This window comes from Haloterrigena sp. KLK7 (genome assembly GCF_037914945.1).
Lineage (GTDB): Archaea > Halobacteriota > Halobacteria > Halobacteriales > Natrialbaceae > Haloterrigena > Haloterrigena salinisoli.
In genome coordinates this window covers 3,640,589-3,660,719 of record NZ_CP149787.1, presented here as the reverse complement: position 1 = coordinate 3,660,719, position 20,131 = coordinate 3,640,589, and the positions used below count along the sequence as shown (strand labels likewise).

The window sequence follows — 20,131 nt, the reverse complement described above, 5'->3', positions numbered from 1 at the left end:
TTGCTGTTCTATCACGAACGGGGACGCGAGTAATCGACTCCAATACCGACGACCGTCGCGGTAATACCGGCTTGGACGACCGGTCGAGCCGCCTGCGAGCGTCCTACGACTCGGAGTTCGGTTCGCCGTGGGTGACCCCCTCGCGCTCGTCGGCCCGCCGCCGCCGCAGCGCCGCTCGCGCGTTGCTCGCTTCGTAACCGAAGAAGACGCCGTTCCCGTACTCCTCGGCGACCTCGAGGGCGTGGATCAGGTTGTCGACGTCGACGTTTACCGCGTACAATTCGATATTGAACGGCGTTTCGAGCGCGCTCTCGAACCCCTTCGCGATGGTCTCGAGCCAGTAGGTCGTTTCGTAGGCGGTATCGTAGAGGGGGACGACGAACTCGTCGACGTGTTCCTCGACGGCCTCGAGGTCGATACCGGCCCGTTCGTAGAGGTGACCCGGATAGGGATCGGGGTAGAGGGTCATGTAGACGTCGCCGGGGATCCGATCGGCGGCGTCGGCGACGAACTCCGTGATGACGCTCGCGCGCCACTCGTACCGATCGTCGTACTCGCTCTCCGCGAAGCGCTGCTCACAGACGCCGCAGCGACAGTACTCGGCCCGCGGGAAGCCGATATCGTCGAGTCGGACGTCCGGGTTCGCCGCCGCGCAGTCGTCGATGATCTCGAACAGCCCCTCGCGGTAATCCTCGCGGGAGGGGCAGATGTACGCCCAGTCGAAGTACTCCCGCTCCCGATCGGCCGGCCGTCCCATGTCGTCGACGGGGACCAGCGACGGATCGGCGTCCGCGGCGGCGTTGTCGCCGAAACAGGAGACCATGTTCACGCCGTCCTCGATCGGGTCGGCGGACCGGCCGGTCACGTCCTTGACCTCGTAGAAGCCGCGGTCGAACTCCGGCCAGCGGACCTCTTCAGCGTTACGCGTGACGACGCCGTACATAACTCAGCGTACGGCGCCGTTCCCGTAAGCCGTTCGGATTCGAGTGGGAGACTATCGTATCCACTGCAAGTCACGGCACGCCTGATCGCAGGACGTCGTTTCGACCAGCGTGTGATTCGTTTCAGTGGCGACTATAGCCGACGATCGGTGGATGCGAGAAAGGGCCGACGGCGGTCACCGGGCGACGACCGCTGACTCGCCTTCGAGCGGCAAACGGGCTGTTATTCGTCCGGTTCGTACTCGATTTCCTCGATATCGACGTCAGAAGAGCCGCTACTGACGACTTTCCAGAGGACAGCGATGACGAACAGGGCAACCAGGAACTTCACTGTACGGGACATGTACAGTCTATCGGTCGCCCGGCTACCACTTAGATATTCTGGATGAGCCGCTAGAAATGAAGAAATGATTGCCGGTTCCAGGGCGCGCCAGCGGACGGCCGGACGTCGTCGGACGGCCGTCAGGTATCGATCAGCCCGGCGATCTCGTCCCGGACGATCGTCCCGCAGTAGTCACACCGCACCCCGTCTTCGAGCACCTCGAACCGGGAGCTGACCGGTTCGCCGCTGGTCGTGATACAACCGGCGTTCGGACAGGACAGCACGCCAGCGACGATCTCCGGCGGCTCGACGCGGTGTTTCTCGATCACCTCGTAGTCGCGGACGATGTTGATCGTCGCGTCCGGCGCGATCAGCGAGAGGACGTCGACCTCGTCCTGACTGAGTTCCCGGCCTTCGACCTTCACGATGTCCTTGCGCGCGAGTCGGTCCGACGGGACGTTCATCCCGACCGAGACCTCCTCGCCCTCGCTGCCGTCGATGCCGAGAATCGCCAGCACGTTCAGCGCCTGTCCACCGCGGACGTGGTCGATGACGGTCCCGCTCCGGATCTTGCTGACCCGCAGTTCGTGATCGTCATCGCCGTCGTGGTGGTCGTGAGTATCACTCATCGGCCGCACCTCCGATTCGATCGGTCGCCCCGTCGTCGCTCAAGAGCAGATCGAGCAGCGCCATCCGAACCGGCACGCCGTTGTGGGCCTGATCGAAGTAGGCCGCGTGGTCGGTCTCGTCGATCGCCGGGTCGATCTCGTCGACCCGGGGGAGCGGATGCATGATCGTCAGGTCGTCGCCCGCCGCCTCGAGCGTCTCGGGACCGATCTGGTACTCGCCGGCGACCTTCTGGTACTCCTGCTCGTCGGGGAACCGCTCGCGCTGGATTCGGGTGACGTAGAGGACGTCCAGCTCGGGCAGGATCTCTTCGAGGGACTCGTGTTCGCGGATACCGGCGCCGTCGTCCGCCTGGTGGAGGTCGTAGACGACCTCGCGGGGCAGGCGCAGGCTCTCCGGACTGACGAAGTGCTGGCGGACGTCGAAGTTCGTCAGCGCGTGGGCCAGCGAGTGGACGGTTCGACCGTACTTCAGGTCGCCCATGATCCCGATCGTGAGGTCGTCCAGCCCGGCGTTCTCTCGGATGGTGTACAGATCGAGCATCGTCTGGGTGGGGTGGTGGCCCGCCCCGTCGCCGGCGTTCAACAGCGGCACGTCGACGTACTCGCTGGCCATCTTCGCCGCGCCCTGCTTGGGGTGGCGCAGGACGAGCGCGTCGGTGTACCCCTCGATGACCCGGACGGTGTCGGCCAGCGTCTCGCCCTTCTTCACGCTCGAGGACTCGACCGACCCCATGTCGACGACGTCGCCGCCGAGCCGTTTCATCGCGGTCTCGAAGCTCATCTTCGTTCGCGTGCTCGGTTCGAAAAAGAGGAGGCCGAGCAGCGTGTTCGTGTGCCGGTCGGCGACGGCCGACGGATCGGCGTCGATCTCGGCCGCGCGGTCGAGGATGGTCTCGATATCCCCCCGCGTGAGTTGTTTGCTCGTGATGAGGTGATCGTGGCGCATTCGTTCGTGTTGGGACCTGCCTCCACCTTGAATCTCTCCCTTCGGCGACGATGACACCGCGAACCGAACCGGTCCCGCGACAGTCTCTCGATCACGAACTAATCGGAAGCCAAAGAGTTATGCGGGCGCTGCGGTAATTGGTCTCAATTGTATGGTCGGTCGGCTGGATACCGGAATCGACGTGCTGGACCGAAAGCTCGACGGCGGGCTCCCACCTGGGTGTATCGTCGCCTACACCGCCGATCCAGCCAGCCAGTCGGAACTGCTCCTCTACGAGCTCACCGCCGCCCGCGGCACGCTCTATCTCACGACCGAGCGCTCCGACGACGCCGTCCGCCACGCGATCGAGTCCTCTCCCTCGGAGGTCGGCAGTCCGACCGTCCGCCGCGTCGCCGGCGACGACCTCCTCGAGGAGGCGACCCGGCTCATCGGCGCGCTCCCCGACGGCGCGAACCTCATCATCGACACGATGGACGTCCTCGAGCGGGCCGACGCCGACGACTACATCGCCTTTCTCAACGACCTCAAGTCACAGATGCTCGAGACCGGCTCGATCGCCGTCCTCCACTGCCTGAAGGGCAACGACGAGCCGTCGAACCGGTCGCGGACGTACCACGCCGCCGACGCCGTCTTCGACCTCCGGACCGAAATCGCCGGGACGGACCTCGAGAACCACCTCACGATTCCCAAGTTCCGCGGCGGCAGCCAGCCGACCGAGGCGATCAAACTCGAGTTGACGGAGGAAGTGGCGATCGACACGAGTCGGGACATCGCCTGATCCGACGGAACCAGCGGCCGACGCCCGCTCCTCACACCTCTTGCTCGGGCGTCGTGAACGGCGTGATCGCCGCCGTCCGCTCGGTGACCGTCGCGGTTCGCAGGATGTACGCGAACAGCAGCGCGAGCGGGAACGCGCCCACCGCGACGGCGATCGGAAAGACGATCCGCTGAAGCGGCCGACCGAAGGGCGGCCCCGACAGTCCCGTCAGCACGAACAGCGAACCGATCGCGACGCCGACGGCGGGGATCCCGGCGTAGAGGAGGTTCCGGGACAGTCGCGAGAGCTCGACCTGCAGGTAGATCGACTTGAAGTACTGTCGGGCGATGTCCATCTCCCGCAACCGATCGAGCAGGTCGTCGATCGCGTCGTCGGTCTCCGGCGGCAGATCGTCGCCGTAGTCGCGGCGAAATTCCTCGAGACGCTGGATCTCGCGGGCGAAGTTCGTCTCGAGGGTCGTCGACAGCGTGTTGAAGATTCCGGCGTCCGACTGATCGACCAGCGTATCGATTCGATCGAACTCGGCGGTGAGGTCCGACACGATCTCGTCGGCCTCGTCGCGGCCCGACTCCGGAAGCGCGCCGACGGTGGTGCCGCCGAGCCGCTGGGCCTCCCGTCGGGCGCTCTCGACGACGAGCCGGAGAAACCCCGAGGGTTCGGCCGGCGCGGTCCGGTCGGCGACCGCTTCGATCTCCTCCCGGTAGTCGACGGTCGCCTCGATCTCGGACTCGAGTTCCCCCGGCGACTTCAGTTCCTGGGAGAGCAACAGCTGGTTGATCGAGACGACGACCGTGATCAGCGTGAAGTTCCCCGAGATCAACCCGCTGAAGACGTAGAACAGCGACTGCACGTCGGCCAGCGGCGCGAGTTCGGAGATCGAGAGCGCGAGAAACGCCAGCGCGAACGCGACCGCGAGCAGTCCGGCGATCACGGACCGGTTTCCCTCGAGCAACACCCACCGTTTGAACCGGCCGAGTCCGTCGCTCGAGACGGGTTTCGACTCCCTCTCGCTCGTCGAATCGTCCATCCGTTCCGGGTGGAGCACGGACTAGCCGAAAAATCCGGCCCGCGCACGTGCGCGGCCGCGATCAGTAACGTAACGGAGATCGCTTCGGCGGTTTCGCTTCCGCCGGTTCGGAGAACGGTCGGTCGGAGAGAGCGGTTACTCTTCGGCGCCTTCGAGCTCTTCGACGATCTCGTCGGCGTCGACGTCGGCGTCCTCGAGGGCCTCCTCGATGTCGCCGCCGCCCATGCCGCCCATACCGCCCATCATGCCGCCCATACCGCCCATACCCATGCCGTCGATGACTTCCTGGACGATGACGCGATCGACGCCGATCTGGTCGATGATCTGCTGGCCGATCTGCTGTTTGCCCATCATCCACTGCTGGTTCATCGTCATCTGGGGCGTGGCCTCGAGGTAGAGCGTCTCCTTCTCGACGGTTTCGGTCTCGAACTCGGGCTCGGCGGGCTCGTCGTCGTCCGCGTCCTCGTCGGGCTCGACGGGGACCTCTTCCTCGACCTCGTCCGTCTCGATCCAGAGCTCGGGCTCCATCCCGAGGAACATCTCGAACAGGCCGGCGGCCTGCTTCTCGCGGTCGTCGACCTCGCCGAGAATCTCGTAGTCGTACTCGACGTCCTCACCGGCGAGCGGGTGGTTGAAGTCGACGCGGGCGCGACCGCCGATGATCGTGCTGATGTAGCCCTGCTGGCCGTCGACCTGCACGTTGGCACCGGGGTAGCGGTCGTCCTCGTCGATCTTTTCGGCGCTGACGGTCTGGACGTCGTCGGGATCGTACTCGCCGAAGGCCTCCTCGGCGGGCACGGTCACGGTCCCCTCGTCACCGGGTTCGGAGCCGATGATGTCGTCTTCGACGGCCTCGAAGATGTGGCCCTCACCGAGGACGATCGTCCGCGGCTTGAACTCCTGGCCCTGGTCGTCGACGCCCTCCTCCTCGGCGACCTCGGGATCGGTCGTGTCGACCAGCTGGTCGCCGTCGGCGGTGTACGCGGTATACTCTAGCTCGACGAAGTCGCCCTCCTGAAGCCCCTCGGCCTCGTCGGCGCCTTCGTCTGCTGCTTCTGCTTCGACGTCATCGGCCTGCTCCTCGAGCTCGGCCTCCTGTTCCTCGGTCATACGTTGTACGTCCCGCCGTCGACATTTAAGTACGACGCTTTGGCTCGAGAGCGACCGATTCTTCAGCGCGGCCCGCGTGCCCTCGGCCATGTACGAAGTCGAAGTGAAGGTCCCCGCGGATCTCGAGGCCGTTCGGGACCGTCTCGGGGATCTCGGTGCGACCCGAAAGCGGGCCGTCGTGCAGGCGGACACGTACTACGACGCGCCCCACCGGTCGTTTCCAGAGACCGACGAGGCGCTGCGTATTCGGCGGGAATCGATCCCCGACGACGAGACCGCCGAGAGCCGAATTACCTACAAGGGGCCGCTGCTGGACGACGAGTCCAAGAGCCGCGAGGAGTTCGAGACCGGCGTCGACGACGGCGAGACGATGGACGCCGTCCTGACGAGCCTCGGCTTCGAGGCGGCCGCGACGGTCCGTAAGGAACGCGAGCGCTACGGGCTCGAGGGCTACACCGTCACCCTCGACGCGGTCGACGACGTCGGCGAGTACGTCGAAGTGGAGACCGAGGTCGCGGCCGAAGCCGACCTCGAGTCGGCCCGCGAGGGCGCCTACGAGGTCATAGAGCGGCTGGATCTCGATCCCGACGACCAGCTTCGGACCTCGTATCTGGGCCTGTTGCTCGAGTCCTGATCGGCCGATCGCCGTCGACTCGAGCGGTATCGAGATGTATTACCAGGGAGCATTTTTCGTGACGGTTCTGTTTCCGCAAGTTATAGAACCACGCTCCGCGAATCACCGGTAATGAGCGAGCGGAACATTCGGGTCGAGTCGATCGACCGTCAGGCAGTGGAAGACCAGGAAGTCGAAGTCGTCGAGCGAAAGGGGATCGGCCATCCCGACTCGATCTGTGACGGGGTCGCCGAGGCCGTCGCCGGCGCCTTGGCCCGCGAGTACATCGACCGCGTGGGCGAAGTGCTGCACTTCAACACCGACGAGACGCAACTCGTCGCCGGCCGGGCCGCGCCCGCCTTCGGCGGCGGCGAAGTCGTCGATCCGATCTATCTCCTGATCGTCGGCCGCGCGACCAAGAGCTACGAGGGCCAGACCATCCCCGCCGAGACCATCGCGCTGCGGGCCGCCCGCGACTATCTCTCGGAGACGATCCCGCAACTCGAGCTCGGCGAGGACATCGTCGTCGACGTCAAGCTCGGCGAGGGCAGCGGCGACTTACAGGAGGTCTTCGGTGAAGACGAGGTGTCCGTCCCGATGGCCAACGACACGAGCTACGGCGTCGGTCACGCGCCGCTGACCGAAACCGAGCGGATCGTCCTCGAGACCGAGCGACGGCTCAACGGCGAATTCGCGGACGAGAACCCGTACCTGGGCCCCGACGTGAAGATCATGGGCAAACGCGAGGGCGACCGGATCGACGTCACCGTCGCGGCGGCGATGGTCGACGAGTACGTCGCGGACATGGACGCGTACAGCGACGCCGTCGACGAGGTCCAGGCCTACGTCGCGGAGATCGCCGGCGAGTACACCGACCGCGAGGTCGCCGTCCACGTCAACAACGCCGACGACTACGACGAGGGGTCGATCTACCTCACCGTGACGGGCACCTCCGCCGAGCAGGGCGACGACGGCTCCGTCGGCCGGGGCAATCGCGCCAACGGGCTCATCACGCCCAACCGCTCGATGTCGATGGAGGCCACCAGCGGCAAGAACCCGGTCAACCACATCGGAAAGATCTACAACCTGCTCTCGACGGAGATCGCCGAGTCGGTCGTCGACGACGTCGACGAGATCCGCGATCTGCGCGTGCGCCTGCTCTCCCAGATCGGCCGCCCGATCGACCGGCCCCACGTCGCCGACGTCGAACTGGTCACCGAGGAGGGCGTCGCCGTCGGCGACGTCGAGGACGAGGTCGAGGCCATCGTCGACGAGGAACTCGCCGACGTCACGGACGTCACCCGCCGCGTGATCGACGGCGAGCTCTCGACGTTCTGACCGCTCGCGTCGCGTTACGGCCAGAGCAAGTTCCAGTACCGGAACACCCACACCAACACCGCGAGCGAACCGACGACGGCGGTGTAGTGGAGGCGGGCGGCGAGGGTCCAGAATTTTTCGCGCCACGCCAGGACCGCGTAACCGGCGGCCGCGAGCGTCGCGACGGTGCCGGCGATCGACAGTCCGAACACCAACCCAAATCCGCGAGGCGGACGGTCGATCAGTGACGGCCCGTCGAGAATCGACGTGAACAGGGCGGCGACGACGAACGCGGCGACGAACCCGAACAGGAGTCCGCCGGCGGCGCCGGCGGCCAACCGCGCCCGTCGCGCCGGCCCGGCCGAGGACCGTGCCACACCGCGGTACCGACGAACGGCCGCGGCGAGAGGCCATCCCAGGACCCCCGAGAGTGCGACGATCGACGCTCCGATCGCGAGCCGGGCCTGGACGGTCACGTCGTCGAGCCGCGAGATCGGAACGTACGCCGACCCCGCTCCGCCGATCGAGAGCGCCGTGATTTCGCCGCCCTCCTCGTGAAAGACGAGCGTCCGCTGGCCGTCGACCCGGCGAAAGACCAGCGGCTCGATCTCGACCCAGCGGCTGACACTGCCGGTATCCATGACCAGCGTTCCGTCGTCTTCGATCCATACCTCCCTGTCGGAACTGTACGTCGAGAGCAAGAGCTTCTCGTACGTCGTGCTCTCGTAGATCTGGAGCGCTCGGTACGTCCCCTCGAGCTCGTCGGCCCGCTCCGGACGGCCGTCCGGCGTCAACGCTTCGTCGCCGGTCGGCACGTAGCGCTCGAGGAACGCGTCCCGGAACGATCCGACCGCGTTCCCGGTCTGTCGCCCCTGAAACGAGACGAACAGGCCGAGGTCGAGCTCCGGAACGAGAACGAGTTGGCTCCCGTATGCGGGCCCTTCACCGCTGTGGGTGAGGAGCCGAACGTCGTCTCTGGTCCGCTCGAAGAATCCGAACGCCATCCCGCCCAGTTTCTCGTGTGGGGTAAACCACTGGCGGTGCATCTCCTCGGTGGCCGCTTCGGAGAGCATTCGTCCCGAATCGGTCCGGCCGCCCTCGAGATGTGCCAGCATGAACCGGGCCATGTCCGCACCCGTCGACCAGAATCCCGACGCCGGCGGGACGTTGGAGTGCCACGGGAGCTCGGTCGCGAGTGCGTCGCGCGTGTCCGGGTCGAGGTGGTCGGGCGTCGGTGCGAACGTGCTCCGATCCATTCCGAGCGGGTCGAAGATCTCTCGGCGGGCGTACGCTTCGAACGAGGATCCGGAGACGTCGGCGACGAGCTGTCCGGTCAGCGCGGCCGCGTAGTTCGTGTACCCCTTGAGCTCGCCGGGCGGGTGAATCCGCGCCGGCTGATAGGAACCGACCGCCTCCTCGAGAGGCTGGCGGTGGTTGCGGTCGCTGACCGTATCGTTTCGCGCGCGGATTTCGAACCCGGGCGTGTGCGTCGCCAGGTGAGCGAGCGTGATCGGCTCGTCGTACGCGTCCGGAATCGATACCGACTCGAGATACTCGGTCACGTCGACGTCGGGATCGATCTCGTCCCGGTCGACGAGTCCCATCGCCGCGGTGAAGGTGATAAGTTTCGAGACAGACCCTGTCTGGACCGGCGTCTCCGTCGCGGTCACCGCCGCGCCGTCGAACGACGTCTCGCCGTACCCCTTCGAGAGCGCGACCGTGCCGTCGTGGACGACCGACACGACCGCACCCGATGCGTCGGTGTCCGCGAGTTCCGACTCGATCGCGTCGTCTACGAACGCCTCGAGGGCCTCGCGATCGGCCGGATCGGGGTCTCTCTCTCTCCCGACTGTGCTCGAGCGGGCAGGCTGCCGGCACTCAGGGTGGCGCCTGCGGTGGCGGTGCCCGCGAGAAAGCGCCGACGGCCGAGGGAGGATGTCATTATCTGATAGAAAACAGATGAACCATTAATATTTTGTGAAATACATGAAATTAATGGTATTAATGGGTCCGATGATCGTCTTCCGATTCGTCCAGCGATGAAAACGGTACCAGCCGACGCAGCGTGACGACTGTCGAAACCGGCACCATCGGAGTTCATCGCAACATCCAAACCGTGCCGTAGTCTGCGTACGCGTGTCGAAAACGGAGCTCGAGTGCCAGTGTCACCGCCATCGTCCGGTTCGAACCGCGTCGTCCTCGCCGTCGTCGCCAGTACCTTCTTCGTCGGCTTCGGCGGCGGCGTGGTCTTTCCGATCCTGCCGAACCTCGGCGAAGTGCTGGGGATCTCGGCGTTCATGGTCGGCCTGATCCTGAGCGCCAACCGGATCACGCGGCTCGTGGCCAACGCGCCGGCGGGCGTCCTCATCGACCGCATCGGCACCCGGACGCCGTTCGTCGCGGGGCTGGCGATCGAGGGGCTGGCGACGTTCGGCTACGTCGTCGCCATCGTCTCGTCGTTCCCGGAGGCCTGGTTCATGCTTGCCCGCGTCTGCTGGGGGATCGGCAGTGCCCTCGTCTTCGCAACCGCCTACACGATCACGGCAGACGTCAGCGAGGCCGACTCGAGGGGGACCAGCATGGGAATCGTCCGCGCGGGCATCACCTTCGGCTTCCCCGCGGGGCTGGTGATGGGCGGCGTCGTCAGCGACCTCTGGGGGAACGTCGAGGCGTTCGTCCTCGCGGCGTCGTTCGCCGGCCTCGCGAGCGTCATCGCCTACTTCATCGTTCCCGAGACGCACGTCGAAGGGGAACAGGAGTCGGTCAAGCCGTGGGACATCGAACGGAGCCTCCCGGCGCTGACGATCGGCCTCGTCAACTTCGGGCTCTACTTCGCGTACATCGGCGTCCTCTTCTCGACGCTGGTCCTCCTGCTCGACGCCCGCGCGATCTCCATCCTCGGATTCGACGCGCAGGGGTCCTCGGGGCTGCTGATGGCCGTCACGGTGCTGTCGGGATCGGTGTTCACGCTCGGCGGCGGCGCGCTCTCCGACTCGGTCGGGGCTCGCGTTCCCGTCATGCTCGGCTTCCTCGTCACCTCTTGTGTCGGCTTCGGCGTCCTCGCGTTCGGCTCCCGGTTCGAGGTGCTGGTGCTCTCCTGTCTCCTGATCGGCGCCGGACAGGGCGGCGTCGGCGGTCCGCTGACGGCGCTGCTGGCGGACCTCACGCCCGAGGAGCGGGTCGGTCGCGCCATGGGAACGAACAACGTCTTCGGGGACGTCGGCGGCGCGCTCGGGCCGCTCGTCTCGCTGCCGCTGGTCGACCGCCTCGGCTTCGAATTCATCTACGCCGCCAGCGCGGTCGTCCCGATGCTCGCGGGGGTCGTCCTGATCGCCGGCATCTACGTCCACACCGGTCGCGTGAGTCCGTCGGTCGGCGAATCGGTCAGTTGAATCGCGGCGCCGATCCCCCCGTCGCGGACCGAAATCACCCACGCTGCGTCCTCCCGCGTCGCCGCCTCGTAATCCCCTTATAGCTACGACCTGCTATCCTCGAGCATGTCCCCCCCGGGAGCCGATACTGTCCTCGTTCGTCACGGGGATCTCAACACCAAGAGTAACACCGTCAAGCGGTACATGGTGGACGTCCTCTGCGAGAACCTCGAGGCCCTCCTCGCGGACCGCTCGATCCCCGGCGACGTCGAGCGCAAGTGGAACCGACCGCTGATCCACACGACCGAGGACGCCGTCGAGGAAGCCACCGACGCCGCGACCGACGCCTTCGGCGTCGTCTCGGCCAGCCCCGCCCTGACCGTCAGCACCGAGAAGGACCGGATCCTCGAGGCGCTGACCGAGGCCGCCCGCGAGTGTTACGACGGCGGGACGTTCGCGATCGACGCCCGTCGGGCGAACAAGAACGTCCCCTACAGCAGCGAGGACCTGGCCCGCGAGGGCGGCGACACCGTCTGGGCGACCGTCGAGGACGAGTTCGAGCCCGAAGTCGACCTCGACGACCCCGACGTCACCTTCGGCGTCGAAGTCCGCGACGAGTGTACCTACGTCTACCTCGAGAAGATCCCCGGACCGGGCGGGCTGCCGCTCGGCTCCCAGGAGCCCGCCGTCGCGCTGGTCAGCGGCGGGATCGACTCGCCGGTCGCGGCCTACGAGATCATGAAGCGGGGGAGTCCGATCGTGCCGGCCTACGTCGACCTCGGCGACTACGGCGGGATCGACCACGAGGCGCGCGCGATGGAGACCGTTCGGCTCCTCTCGGCGTACGCGCCCAACTTCGATATGGACGTCTACCGGATCCCCGGCGGCGAGACCGTCGATCTGCTGGTGCGGGAGATGGACAAGGGACGGATGCTCTCCCTGCGTCGGTTCTTCTACCGGGCGGCCGAGACGCTGGCCGAGCGCGTCGACGCCCACGGGATCGTCACCGGCGAGGCCGTCGGCCAGAAGTCCAGTCAGACCCTCCAGAACCTCGGCGTCACCAGCCGCGCCGCCGACCTCCCGATCCACCGCCCGCTGCTCACCCGCGACAAGCAGGATATCGTCGCCCAGGCCCGGGAGATCGGCACGTTCACGGACTCGACGATCGACGCCGGCTGCAACCGCGTCACGCCCGACCGCGTCGAGACCAACGCGCGTCTCGAGCCGCTGCTCGAGCACGAACCCGACGACCTCCTCGAGCGGGCCGAGGAGGCGGCGGCGAACGCGACGCTGGTCGAGCCCTGACTCGCCGCGCGTCGGTTCACCGCGGCCGGGCGTCAGTTCACCGCGGCCGGGCGGACCGCGAACAGCAAGGATAACTGCTACGGGTCACGGCTTCGCATCACACCGTATGAGCGTTATTCTGGAGTTCTCCGTCGAGCCCGCGGAGTTCGTCCTCGGACGGGCGCTGTCGGGCACGGAGGACATCGAACTCGAACTCGAGCGGATCGTCCCGACGGAGAACGACGTCATGCCGTTCGTCTGGGCGACGGGAGACGAGTTGCGATCGTTCGAAGAGACGGTCCGGGAGAGCCCCGACGTCGAGGAGCTGATCCCCCTCGACAGGGTCGGGAACAGCGGCCTCTACCGCATCGAGTGGGCCGAATACGACGGGGACCTCATGACCGGCATCGCGGAGGCCGAGGCGACGGTCCTCGAGGGGCGAGCGAACGGTCTCTGGGTGTTTCGGCTGCGCTTTAACAACCACGACAAGCTCACGCAGCTGTACAATTACTTGACGACACGCGACATCACCGTCCACGTCGAACGGACGTACACGCTGACCGAGGAGTCGGACCGGGGCCGTCGGTTCGGACTCTCACGGGAACAGCGCGAGGCGCTCGTACTGGCGCTGCAGCGAGGCTATTTCGCGACGCCGAGCGAGGTCACTCTCGCGGAGCTGGCGAGCGACCTCGATATCTCGGAGCAGGCGCTCTCGGACCGGATTCGCCGCGGGAACGAGAAGATCCTCCGTCGGGTGTTGCTCTCGTCGGTGGCCGATCTCAACTGACGCCGACGCCGCGGTAAAAACGAATTGATGAGTCAACGGATGCATTCTCCGGAGTCGATCACCAACTAGGCGACAGACGATCGATGGACGGAGACGAGTATCAATTTCAGGAGTGGCTTTCGTGTCCGGCGTGTGGCGGCGTGAGTATCCTCGCGTACGAAACGGACATCGTCATCGAGTGTTACGGCTGTGGCACGGCCTCCGAATACGCGATCGGCGAGGACGTACCGGTCGCCGACCTCGACGCGGAGGAGATCGGGCAGACCGCCCGAGACGGCTGACGCCGGTCGTCGAGCGTCGATCGGGGATCGCTTCGGCGGGAGCCGAAACCCACATTACGACCACGTTCCGATCACAACGTAGTGACTCGCGTCTGTCTCATCGGGGATCCCGACTGCAACCTCCAGTACGAACTCCTCTCCCGGGAGACCTCCCGCGAGGCCCTCGCGACGTACGACCTGAGCCGTCCCTTCGAGAACGCGATCGCCCTGCGGACGGTCAGCGTCGGCGCGGCCGTCTCGCTGCTGAACGATCTGAACTGGTATCTCACCCGCTTCGTCGACGAGGCGCTCGTCCAGGAGCCGAGCGTCAGCGACGACGAGTGGCTCTCGCGGGCGCTCGCGACGGAACTCCGCAACGGCGACATCGAGCCCGCTGCGACGGCCGAGTTCTGCAAGATCTACGGCCTCGAGCGAGTCGGGCCGGAGCCGGACGCCGAGACCGAGGCCGACGGCGATGTCGCCGCGTCGACCGCGGCCGGAGACGACGACGAGTCGGACGAATCGGCGGCCGCCGACGAGACGCGCGACGCTGCGGCGAACTGGCGACTCGTCGAACCGCTATACGTCCGTCGGACCGGCGGCGAACTCCCGACGTACGATCTCAGGGACGTCGAGGAGACGCTCGTCGTCCGCCTCACGGAAGCGGAACACTCGCCGTGAGTCAGACATTGGAAGCGGTAGAATCGCTCGAAGACGGACTGAAGGCCGATCTCAGGCGCCGCTAGCGTTCTCGCTATCGGTATCCGATTCGCCGGCGGTGGCCGATTCGTTCTCGCTGTCAGCGGCCGCCGATTCGCTCTCGCTGTCGGCGGCCATACCCCGCTGGTGTTCCTCCCCGTGTCGGTCGACGATGGTCACCGAGACGGTAGGGCCGTCTGCGATCGGCGCTCGAACGAGTTGGCCGACGAGTGTCACGACCTGCGCACAGCCCATCTCTCCCGTGGACTCGTCGCTTACTACGGCCTCGAGGTCGAGGTCGGCGTCCGTCTCCTCGTCCCCGAGGGTCCGCTCCTCGAGTGTCAGTTCGTAACAGGCGTTCGGTGCGTCGGCCGCGAGGGCGACGATTACGGACCGCTCGAAGTCGGTCTCGTCGACGAACGCGGTGAGCCGCTCGTCGTCGAGGCCGCGGTCGTCGAGCCAGTCGGTCGCTCGAGCGGGACTGACGAACAGCGCGGCGTCCGGCTCGGAATCGGGACCGGTGGCGGACGAAAACGAGACGGTGTCGATCGCTTCGGACTCGCCATCACCGTCGCCACTGGCGGTATCGGTGTCGTCTTCGTCGCCGTTGCCACCGGCGCCGCGGTCGTCCGTCCCGTTCTCGCTGTCGGTTCCGTTCGGGTCGTCGGGGCCGTTCCCGTCGTCCGCGACGCCGGCTTCGTCGAGACAGCCGGCTGAGAGGGCGACCAGCCCGGCCGTCCCGCAGAGGATCGTTCGCCGCGATCGGTCAGTCATTACACGAGGAGACACCGGGATACCGCAAAGGAGTTCGCCAAGGTGAAAGAGCGATTTTCGCTTCGCGGCTCCTGAATTCCGGCCGCGCGGTCCCGACTCGAGCGAGCGGGCGGCTGCCCGTCAGTCGAACAGGCCGGTCGAGAGGTACCGCTCGCCGCTGTCCCAGAAGACCGTGACAACGAGCGGACAGTCGTCCGGCTGCCGGCCGCCGTCGGGTTCGGGCGCGGCCGCCGGCTCGTCGAACGCGCCCGACACCTCCGGGCACTCGAGGTCGGGTTCGGCGACCTCGCCGGCGATCCGCTGGGAGACCAGGCTCGTCGCGCCGCTGGACTGGCCGACGAGGACGCCCTCGTCGCGAGCGAGGCGCCGACACTCGTCCTCAGCGTTCTCGAGTTTCACGGTCTCGACGCGGTCGATCAGGTCGAGATCGAGGTTGTCGCTGACGAAGCCCGGGCCCATCCCCTGAAAGTCGTCGCTGCCGGACTCGCCGGTCGAGAGGACGGCGTTGCGCGCCGGCTCGACGGCGATGATGTCCATGTCGGGGAACTCCTCGCGGAGCCGCCGGCCGGTCCCCGAGATGGTGCCGCCGGTGCCGACGCCGGCGACGAAGGCGTCGATCTCTCGGTCGCCGACCTGTTCGAGGATCTCCTCGCCGGTCGTCTTGTAGTGGGCCTCGGGGTTGGCGGGGTTCTCGAACTGGCCGAGCTGGATCGCGCCCTCGGCCTCGAGTTCGTTCGCTCGAGCGCGGGCGTCCTCCATGTCTCCCTCGACCAACTCGAGTTCGGCGCCGTAGGCGGCCATGACCCGCCGCCGTTCTTCGGACTTGTCCGCCGGCATGACGATCGTCAGGTCGTAGTCGCGGGCGGCCGCGACCAGCGCGAGCCCGATACCGGTGTTGCCGCTGGTCGGTTCGACGAGCCAGTCGCCGGGTTCGATTCGCCCCTCGCGTTCGGCGGCCCGGATCATCTCGCGGGCCGGCCGATCCTTCGCCGAGCCGCCGGGATTGAACGATTCGATCTTAGCGGCGACCGTCGCCCCCTCCGGCGAGTCGACCTGGACGAGCGGCGAGCCGATGGTGTCCAGGATGCTGCCTTTCATTGGCAACCCCTAGGAAGTCGAGCCATATACTGTTTATTGTACGTCGGTGAGCGACTGCAGCGACTATCGGTGCTTCGCATCACCCGGTACAAGAAACGGTATAAAGCCGATGCTGGACTCAGGCGGGACGTGCCGGCTATTCGGTTTCGGCTTCGTTCGCGGTCTTCTGGCGCTCTCAACGACCCTGAACGGCCTCGATTCGATCGAATCGGCCCGTTTCGGTCTCAGCCGGTTGCGGTCGGTCGGCTCTCGAGGCGGCGGCTGGTCTGTCGGACGACGACCGTATCGAAAACACCGTCGTTAAGCCCCCGGACGCGCTATCGGTGGGTATGAGTCTCGAGACGATGGAGCCAAACCCCGCGTGGGACGAGGCCTCCTACGAGGACGCGATCGACACGCTCGAAGCGCACAACGACGAACTCGTCTACAAGGTCTGGGGCGGCGACTGGTGTAAGGACTGCCGGAAACTCCTGCCGGATTTCGGCGCCGCGCTCGACGCCGCGGACGTCCCCGACGACCGGATTGACGAGACCGCCGTCGACGAGGACAAGCAGGGACCCGGCGTCGAGGAGTACGACATCGAGTACATCCCGACGGTCGTCGTTCTCGACGACGACGGCGAGGAAGTCACGCGGTTCGTCGAGGAGGAGGACCGGCCGCCGGCGATCTGGCTGGCCGATCAGCTCGAGCGAGAGCTGGCGTAACGCGACGCGCACTCGAGGGCGGCAGTGGTCGACCCGCGGCCTGGGCGGTGGGCACGGGCTATTGGTAGGGCGACCGCCGACGATCACTACCGATCGACCCTTCGCTGGAACATCTCTAGGGATACGTTACGTTCATCCCTCCATTTACATTCTTTCGTAATATATTATCCGTTTAAAAATACCATACGTGTGCAGGCTCGTCTTATTTTGAAATGCCCGTTCGTACTGGAACGTGTTTAGGCCCGACGGGTCTGCATCTGAAACTATGAATGACCAATCTGTGGGAACGGTCGGTGTCGCCGTAGTGCTCGTTGTCGTCGTGATTGCCGGTGTGTTCGGGGCGTTCCAGTTCACCGGGAACGGTGGCGTCGGCGACGACGGCGCTGAAAATAACGAGACGGAGTTCGCCAGCGACGACAGCAACGGCCTCGAGTCGATGGGCGACGGTGACGGTGAGAGCAACGGAAACGAGTCGGCGGGCGACGGGAACGGAACCGACGATGGCAACGCGACGAACGAGTCGGGAACCGATCCGTCGCCGAGTGACGGCGAGGGATCCGACGGCGAAGGCGACGGTCTCGCGGGCGAAGACGACGGCACCGACGAGCGAGGCGGCGATACCGGTGCGACCGAGACCGATTCGAACGAGTCCGTCGATTCCCAAGATACCGGCGGGAACGGCGACGACGGTGACGGATCCGACGGCACCGACCCGTCTGGAGACGACGATCAGGCGTCGGACGACGGGACTGCCGAGGAAGCCAACGGGCAAGAGTCAGATACCGAGACCACCGACGAACTGGAGTCGGACAACGAGACTACCGGTGAACAGGAATCGGACGACGAGACCGCCGACGAACCCGACTATCCGGGCGGGATGCAGGTGGAAGTCGTCGACCTCCCGCCACAGCTCGACACGGCGGGGCAAACGTCGTTCGGAGTCGCCGTCCGGAGCCCGGAGCCCGCATCGGGCGAGGCCGTCCTCCGTCTCGACGGTGAGGTAGTCGATACGGCGGAGTACACGACTGCGGAGAACGACGCCTACGACTACGCCGAAGGCATCGCCCGGCTCTCCGTAGACGACCCCGACGTCGAAGCGGGCGAGACGTATTCGGTGACCATCGAGACCGATCACGGCGACCGGACGTTCGACGTCACGGCTCGAGAACCGATCGCGCAGTCGCAGTAATCGACCGCGAGCGCGAATCGGCTCTCGACCCTCTCAGAACGGACTCTCGGACTCGTCGATAGTCGTCTCGCTCGAGTCGCCGACTGCAGTGTTGTCTCCGAGCCACTCGAGGGCGTCCTCGACGTCGTGAGTCGGCGGCGAACACGTCCGAGCGCGGCAGACGTACAGCGTCGGCTCGCCGTCCCGGGCCTCGCGACCGGCCCAGATCGCCGGCGGTTCCTCGAGCCCTAACTGCTCGAGCCAGGCCTCGAGTCCCGCCTCGGTCGGCGGTCGGAGCGCGAACAGCCGGTCGGGACGGTACTCGTCGGCGAACCGATCGCGCCACTCCGCGGGGAGTTCGTCGGCGGCGACGGTGACCTCGAGCGCGCCGGCCTCGAGACGGTCGGCGGCCAGACAGAGCGAGGCGTGCTCGAGGGAATTGGCCTCGATCTTGTTCGCGTGGGTCTCGAGGACGGTGGCGGCGATTCCCTCGAAGTCGTCGTCGACGGCTTCGCCGTCTGCTCGAGGGATCTCCGATCCCTCGCTGTCGGCAAATTCGTCGAGCGCGAGCAGCGTCTCGACCGCGACGCCGGCCGCCGACGGCGTCGACTGGTCGGTGAGTTCCTGCGGGCGCGTGACCAGCGACTCGCCGCTCTCGGGAGTGAAGTACAGGGTGCCGCGGTCGGCGTCCCAGAACTCGTCCTCGATGGTCCGCGCCAGATCGAGTGCGAACGCGAGGTGGTCGACGTCGCCGGTCGCCTGGTAACAACCGAGGGCCCCGCGGGCGAGGAAGGCGTAGTCCTCGAGGTAGCCGTCGACTTTGACGTCTCCGTCTTTATAGCGCCGGGAGAGCCGTCGCTCGTCGGCGTCCCAGAGTCGATCCCGGACGAACTCGAGGGCGTCGACGGCCTGGTCGGCGTACGCGTCCTCGCCGAGGACGAGCGCGGCCTCCGCGCACGTGTTGATCATGAGACCGTTCCAGCCCGCCAGCACCTTCTCGTCGCGGTTGGGGCGCGGGCGTTCCTCGCGGGCCTCGAACAGCTGCTGCCGGGCGTCCTCGAGTCGCCGTTCGACCTCGTCTTCCTCGAGGTCGTACTCGTCGGCCAGCGACTCGAGTGAGCGCACGCGATTGGGCTGATTCCGGCCCTCGAAGTTCCCGGACTCGGTGATGTCGTAGCGGGCGCAGAAGAGGTCGGCAGTGGTCTCGTCCTCGAGATTTTCGCGAACCTCGTCGGGCGTCCAGACGTAGAACGCGCCCTCCTCGCGCTCGCCGGTCTCGGGGTCCTCGCTCTGGGCGTCGAGGGTGCTGAAGAAACCGCCCTCGTCGTGGGTCAGCTCCCGGGCGACGAACGCGAGGGTCTCGTCGACGACCTCGGCGTAGCGGTCCGCCCCGGTCAGCTGGTAGCCGGCGAGGAACGCCCGCGTGATTTCGGCGTTGTCGTACAGCATCTTCTCGAAGTGGGGGACCGTCCAGTCCTTATCGACGCAGTACCTGTGGAAGCCGCCGCCGACGTGGTCGTAGAGGCCGCCCGCGGCCATCGCGTCGAGGGATTCCTCGACCACCTCGAGGTACTCGTCCCGTCCCGTCCGGTCGTATGCGCGAGCGAGGACGTGGAGCCGCGAGGGCTGGGGGAACTTGGGACCGCCGGAGCCGAAGCCGCCGTACTGCCGGTCGGCGCTCCGGAGGGCCGCGTCCGCGGCGGTCTCCAAGACTTCGCTCGACGGGGGTTCGGCGGCGCCGCCCGCGGCACCCGCGCCGTCGGGGGTCTCCTCGAGGCGGTCCTTCGCGGCCTCGGTCCACTGGTCGGCGCGGTGTTCCATCTCCTCGCGATCCTCGTCGCTCTCCCAAGAGTCGCTGATGCGTTGACAGAGGTCGAGGAAGCCGGGCCGACCCTGCTGGCTCTCCCGCGGGAAGTAGGTCCCGACGAAGAACGGTTTGCCCTCGGGCGTGAGCCACGCGGAGAGGGGCCAGCCGCCCTGTCCGGAGACGAGCTGGCAGACGGTCATGTAGATGCTGTCGATGTCCGGACGCTCCTCCCGGTCGACCTTGATCGGGACGAAGTTCTCGTTGAGCACCTCGGCGACCGCCTCGTCCTCGAAGCTCTCGTCTTCCATGACGTGACACCAGTGACAGGCCGAGTAGCCGATCGAGAGGAAGATCGGTACGTCGCGCTCTTCGGCGGCCTCGAGGGCCCCTTCGTCCCAGGGCTGCCAGTTGACGGGGTTGTCCGCGTGCTGGCGCAGGTAGGGGCTCTCCTCCTCGTCGAGCCGATTGCGCGCGGTGGGATCGCTCATGGGTGTCG

20 protein-coding genes are annotated in these 20,131 nt (G+C 66.6%); 11 read left to right on the top strand and 9 right to left on the bottom strand.

The window, feature by feature from the left end; genetic code table 11:
• Nucleotides 1–103: 103 nt before the first annotated feature.
• The 3 genes from WD430_RS18115 to pyrB form a co-directional block, all read right to left on the bottom strand.
• Nucleotides 104–943 (bottom strand): hypothetical protein, encoded by an 840-nt coding sequence (locus WD430_RS18115; protein WP_339103822.1) that lies wholly within the window; start codon nucleotides 941–943, stop codon nucleotides 104–106.
• Between the two features lie 460 nt (nucleotides 944–1,403).
• On the bottom strand, nucleotides 1,404–1,892 hold the full coding sequence (gene pyrI, locus WD430_RS18110) for an aspartate carbamoyltransferase regulatory subunit (RefSeq protein ID WP_339103821.1): 489 nt from the start codon (nucleotides 1,890–1,892) through the stop codon (nucleotides 1,404–1,406).
• Nucleotides 1,885–2,838, bottom strand: coding sequence for an aspartate carbamoyltransferase (gene pyrB / locus WD430_RS18105; protein ID WP_339103820.1), 954 nt, complete (start codon nucleotides 2,836–2,838; stop codon nucleotides 1,885–1,887). Before pyrB ends, pyrI begins: the two co-directional genes overlap by 8 nt.
• A 151-nt stretch (nucleotides 2,839–2,989) precedes the next feature.
• On the opposite strand from pyrB, the gene WD430_RS18100 reads away from it, so the two are divergent.
• Nucleotides 2,990–3,616: a transcriptional regulator gene (locus tag WD430_RS18100; RefSeq protein WP_339103819.1), complete on the top strand. Its 627-nt coding sequence runs from the start codon at nucleotides 2,990–2,992 to the stop codon at nucleotides 3,614–3,616.
• Nucleotides 3,617–3,647: 31 nt separating this feature from the next.
• On the opposite strand, the gene WD430_RS18095 is transcribed toward WD430_RS18100, so the two are convergent.
• Nucleotides 3,648–4,643: a hypothetical protein gene (locus WD430_RS18095; protein ID WP_339103818.1), complete on the bottom strand. Its 996-nt coding sequence runs from the start codon at nucleotides 4,641–4,643 to the stop codon at nucleotides 3,648–3,650.
• A 135-nt stretch (nucleotides 4,644–4,778) separates the two neighbouring features.
• Nucleotides 4,779–5,753, bottom strand: a complete 975-nt coding sequence (locus tag WD430_RS18090) for a peptidylprolyl isomerase (protein ID WP_339103817.1) — start codon at nucleotides 5,751–5,753, stop codon at nucleotides 4,779–4,781.
• 88 nt (nucleotides 5,754–5,841) lie between these two features.
• Between WD430_RS18090 and cyaB the strand changes: the two genes are divergently transcribed.
• On the top strand, nucleotides 5,842–6,387 hold the full coding sequence (cyaB, locus tag WD430_RS18085) for a class IV adenylate cyclase (RefSeq protein ID WP_339103816.1): 546 nt from the start codon (nucleotides 5,842–5,844) through the stop codon (nucleotides 6,385–6,387).
• A 111-nt stretch (nucleotides 6,388–6,498) separates the two neighbouring features.
• Entirely contained in the window at nucleotides 6,499–7,704 is a 1,206-nt protein-coding gene (locus tag WD430_RS18080) for a methionine adenosyltransferase (protein WP_339103815.1), read from the top strand.
• 14 nt (nucleotides 7,705–7,718) lie between these two features.
• Here the strand turns inward: WD430_RS18080 and WD430_RS18075 are convergent, their stop codons facing one another.
• Nucleotides 7,719–9,425 carry a serine hydrolase gene (locus tag WD430_RS18075; protein WP_339103814.1) on the bottom strand — a complete coding sequence of 569 codons (1,707 nt, stop codon included), beginning with the start codon at nucleotides 9,423–9,425 and terminating at the stop codon, nucleotides 7,719–7,721.
• Here WD430_RS18075 and WD430_RS18070 point away from each other — a divergent pair.
• From WD430_RS18070 to WD430_RS18045, 6 genes are all read left to right on the top strand, one after another.
• A complete protein-coding gene (locus tag WD430_RS18070) occupies nucleotides 9,411–9,632 on the top strand; it encodes a hypothetical protein (protein ID WP_339103813.1) in 222 nt (73 codons plus the stop codon). The genes WD430_RS18075 and WD430_RS18070 overlap by 15 nt on opposite strands.
• Before the next feature lie 213 nt (nucleotides 9,633–9,845).
• Nucleotides 9,846–11,075, top strand: coding sequence for an MFS transporter (locus WD430_RS18065; RefSeq protein WP_339103812.1), 1,230 nt, complete (start codon nucleotides 9,846–9,848; stop codon nucleotides 11,073–11,075).
• Nucleotides 11,076–11,180: 105 nt separating this feature from the next.
• Nucleotides 11,181–12,359, top strand: a complete 1,179-nt coding sequence (locus tag WD430_RS18060; protein WP_339103811.1) for a tRNA sulfurtransferase — start codon at nucleotides 11,181–11,183, stop codon at nucleotides 12,357–12,359.
• Between the two features lie 106 nt (nucleotides 12,360–12,465).
• Entirely contained in the window at nucleotides 12,466–13,125 is a 660-nt protein-coding gene (locus tag WD430_RS18055; protein ID WP_339103810.1) for a helix-turn-helix domain-containing protein, read from the top strand.
• An 83-nt stretch (nucleotides 13,126–13,208) separates the two neighbouring features.
• Nucleotides 13,209–13,406, top strand: coding sequence for a hypothetical protein (locus WD430_RS18050; RefSeq protein ID WP_339103809.1), 198 nt, complete (start codon nucleotides 13,209–13,211; stop codon nucleotides 13,404–13,406).
• 81 nt (nucleotides 13,407–13,487) lie between these two features.
• Entirely contained in the window at nucleotides 13,488–14,066 is a 579-nt protein-coding gene (locus tag WD430_RS18045) for a DUF5804 family protein (protein ID WP_339103807.1), read from the top strand.
• 51 nt (nucleotides 14,067–14,117) lie between these two features.
• Here WD430_RS18045 and WD430_RS18040 read toward each other — a convergent pair whose 3' ends face one another.
• Together WD430_RS18040 and WD430_RS18035 are read right to left on the bottom strand one after the other, a co-directional pair.
• The gene (locus tag WD430_RS18040) at nucleotides 14,118–14,858 is read right to left on the bottom strand and encodes a hypothetical protein (protein WP_339103806.1); all 741 of its coding nucleotides are present in this window, start codon (nucleotides 14,856–14,858) and stop codon (nucleotides 14,118–14,120) included.
• Nucleotides 14,859–14,978: 120 nt separating this feature from the next.
• Nucleotides 14,979–15,956, bottom strand: coding sequence for a PLP-dependent cysteine synthase family protein (locus tag WD430_RS18035; protein WP_339103805.1), 978 nt, complete (start codon nucleotides 15,954–15,956; stop codon nucleotides 14,979–14,981).
• Between the two features lie 329 nt (nucleotides 15,957–16,285).
• Between WD430_RS18035 and WD430_RS18030 the strand changes: the two genes are divergently transcribed.
• Nucleotides 16,286–16,660, top strand: a complete 375-nt coding sequence (locus WD430_RS18030) for a thioredoxin domain-containing protein (protein ID WP_339103804.1) — start codon at nucleotides 16,286–16,288, stop codon at nucleotides 16,658–16,660.
• 265 nt (nucleotides 16,661–16,925) lie between these two features.
• Entirely contained in the window at nucleotides 16,926–17,849 is a 924-nt protein-coding gene (locus WD430_RS18025) for a hypothetical protein (RefSeq protein WP_339103803.1), read from the top strand.
• Nucleotides 17,850–17,882: 33 nt separating this feature from the next.
• Here the strand turns inward: WD430_RS18025 and WD430_RS18020 are convergent, their stop codons facing one another.
• Nucleotides 17,883–20,123, bottom strand: a complete 2,241-nt coding sequence (locus WD430_RS18020) for a thioredoxin domain-containing protein (protein ID WP_339103802.1) — start codon at nucleotides 20,121–20,123, stop codon at nucleotides 17,883–17,885.
• Nucleotides 20,124–20,131: the final 8 nt, after the last annotated feature.